This window comes from Paenibacillus sp. Y930 (assembly GCF_056786375.1).
Window position 1 is genome coordinate 1 of the sequence record NZ_JBXCIX010000023.1, and the last position, 2,377, is coordinate 2,377.

At 34.9% G+C, this 2,377-nt stretch carries 3 protein-coding genes; all 3 read right to left on the minus strand.

Going from position 1 to position 2,377, the window contains the following annotated elements:
* Window positions 1-195: 195 nt before the first annotated feature.
* The 3 genes from AC1TO5_RS21120 to AC1TO5_RS21130 all read right to left on the minus strand — a co-directional run bounded on the left by AC1TO5_RS21120 (window position 196) and on the right by AC1TO5_RS21130 (window position 2,214).
* A complete protein-coding gene (locus tag AC1TO5_RS21120) occupies window positions 196-774 on the minus strand; it encodes a GNAT family N-acetyltransferase (RefSeq protein WP_482064813.1) in 579 nt (192 codons plus the stop codon).
* 181 nt (window positions 775-955) lie between these two features.
* Window positions 956-1,378 (minus strand): hypothetical protein, encoded by a 423-nt coding sequence (locus AC1TO5_RS21125; RefSeq protein WP_482064814.1) that lies wholly within the window; start codon window positions 1,376-1,378, stop codon window positions 956-958.
* Between the two features lie 230 nt (window positions 1,379-1,608).
* Complete coding sequence (locus tag AC1TO5_RS21130) at window positions 1,609-2,214, minus strand: zinc dependent phospholipase C family protein (protein WP_482064815.1); 606 nt, start codon at window positions 2,212-2,214, stop codon at window positions 1,609-1,611.
* Window positions 2,215-2,377 lie beyond the last annotated feature (163 nt).

A 2,377-nucleotide genomic window follows, 5' to 3' on the forward strand; every position in this document is an offset into this window, starting at 1 on the left:
ATGTCTTATAGCTTTTAAGCCAATGTTAGTTTTTAAATATGTACTGTTCCAATCCTTTCGCATAACGTTCAGGTATTCACGAACTTCCGCAGGAAGTTGTCTGACAGCAATCACATCCCGAATTCCCTCTGCTGACCAAGGCGTAGCCGCTGCGTGAATACTGTGTTATGCGATGCCAACGTCTTCCTGAATAATCTACAATCTTTCTTTATGCTTCTCTATAAATTCATCTTTTGTCATCCCAAATAGTATTACATCATGATATCTACCGTTTGTATAAATAACAGATCTTCTAACCCCTTCTTGAACGCAACCGAGATTTTTCATCATCATTGCAGATGCTTCATTTCCATCTAATACATAATCATTAAATTTATTAAGTCTTCGTTCAAAAAAAGCATATTTCATTAAAATTCTAACTGCTCTTGTTCCGTATCCTTTATTACGATAATCCTGATCGATCTGAATGCCAATACTAAATGTACCATTTCTTTCATCTATACTATTTAGATTTATTCCCCCTACGTTTACTCCATTCAGGTTCTCTATTGAAAACACTATTCTTCCATTTTTAGATGAGAAATCAATATGATCTTGAACAAATGATTTTGCTTCTGAAATGGTAGGAGGAAGTTCAACTTCACTTTCAAGTAGTCGGCGGGCTGGTGTATCAAAACGATTATAATAATGATCTTCCCAATCCGCTTCTTGAATTGCACGTAATCTAATCTCTTCATCCTGCCAAAAATAATTATTGTATTTGATGTCCTTCATATAGCCCTCCAATGAAATGTACTTAAGCCTTACGTTGGTTTCGCATAACGTTCGTGTATTCACGAACCTTGCGCATGCAAGGTTGTCACTGAATATGCTACTTCTGCCAAAAGCATCACAGTGACCAAGGCGCAGCCGCCGCGTGAATACTGTGTTAGATGAAGTACCACACATCATTGAATTAGCTTTCAAAGTTCTTTAACTCTTGTTCAATTATTAATTTCTTAATTTGTATCACTTCTTTAGTTCGTCTATAATACTGGATTTCAATTTCTTGATGTAATTTCAGTTCATTAATCTCTTTAACAAATTCTTTATTCGCCCTAAATTTCTTTGAATTACCATTTTCCGTTAAAATACCAACAGTATATACTTTCTTTTCAACTATTTCTCCCTTTATAGTTATATAATCCTTTTTGACTAAATCAAGACTAACCATTGTTAATATAATCAAAAAAATTGGTAGTGGAATAACTTGTGTTAAAATTATCCAGATAGGTTTTTGCACAAGTACATTAGTAAATAGTCCAATTAATGTAATAAATATAAATAACACTGAAAGTAGTAGTAATGACTTAAGTCTTTTTGTAGTCTCTAATTTCATTGTTGTTTTTGTCCTTTCATTATTTGTGGTATTTAATCTAACGTTCTTGTGTTCCTGACGTCGATTCCCCTTAGATAGCTCTTATCTTAGGGGAATCGATGTGTCTGCCTGGATTTTCTTCCTTGAGATCCCTCGAGCAGACCGAGCGGCGACTGCCGCGAAGCTGGAACACGTTGTTATATGCTGTCCCTGCCTTCTCTGAATCCGCTACAAATCTCGCTCTTCGATCTTCAAATTATTTGTTGTAAATTCATTATTCCTATATTCACTGATGTTTCAATATATCCTTTAATCTGAATAAAGCTAAAGACATTGAGTGGTTCATCTACTACATGTTCTTCATATTCCATATCTCCTAGAACATGAGGAACAAATTCTTCAACATTACTGGACTTTACCTCTTGCAGATCAATGACTTTAGAAAAATTATAGATTGCTTTCCTCATTTCATCGGTACAACCATAGTGTTCTAACAGTTTGCCATTTAGTAATCTGAAATCATTGTGATACATTGAATGTACTCCAGCATCTGCCTCCATACAGTTCCTTAACCAGGGCATATAAAATCCCTTCAACCAAAGATCATCAGCAATCAAATGTGCAAAATATCCAAGCACATATAAGTTATCAGAATACGATTTATACTTATTTAGAAATCCACGATAATCAATATATCTTGTATAATTTTGATGTTCTCCTTTAAAGAAATGCGATTCATCCTTTGTTTGAACAGCGTCCGGAGCGATGCTACCTAGTAAAAACGAAGTTCGATCTTCGATATTTAATCTTTCAGTAATTCTATTGCCGATTATCAAATGCATGATTCTTGATCCCATAATTAAATCACCTCAATGGTATTGTATGCTTTAGTAATGAAACCTTGTTCTATACGCTTTTGCAGGGATTGCATATAACGTTCGTGTATTCACGAACTTGCGCAGCAAGTTGTCACATGAATCTACTACTCTGCCAAAAGCATCAAAGTGACCAAGGCGTAGC

What these genes read in the sequence shown, in the direction of transcription:
- AC1TO5_RS21130 (WP_482064815.1), bottom strand. Translation starts at nt 2,214, where the DNA reads ATGGGATCAAGAATCATGCATTTGATAATCGGCAATAGAATTACTGAA.
- AC1TO5_RS21120 (WP_482064813.1), bottom strand. Translation starts at nt 774, where the DNA reads ATGAAGGACATCAAATACAATAATTATTTTTGGCAGGATGAAGAGATT.
- AC1TO5_RS21125 (WP_482064814.1), bottom strand. Translation starts at nt 1,378, where the DNA reads ATGAAATTAGAGACTACAAAAAGACTTAAGTCATTACTACTACTTTCA.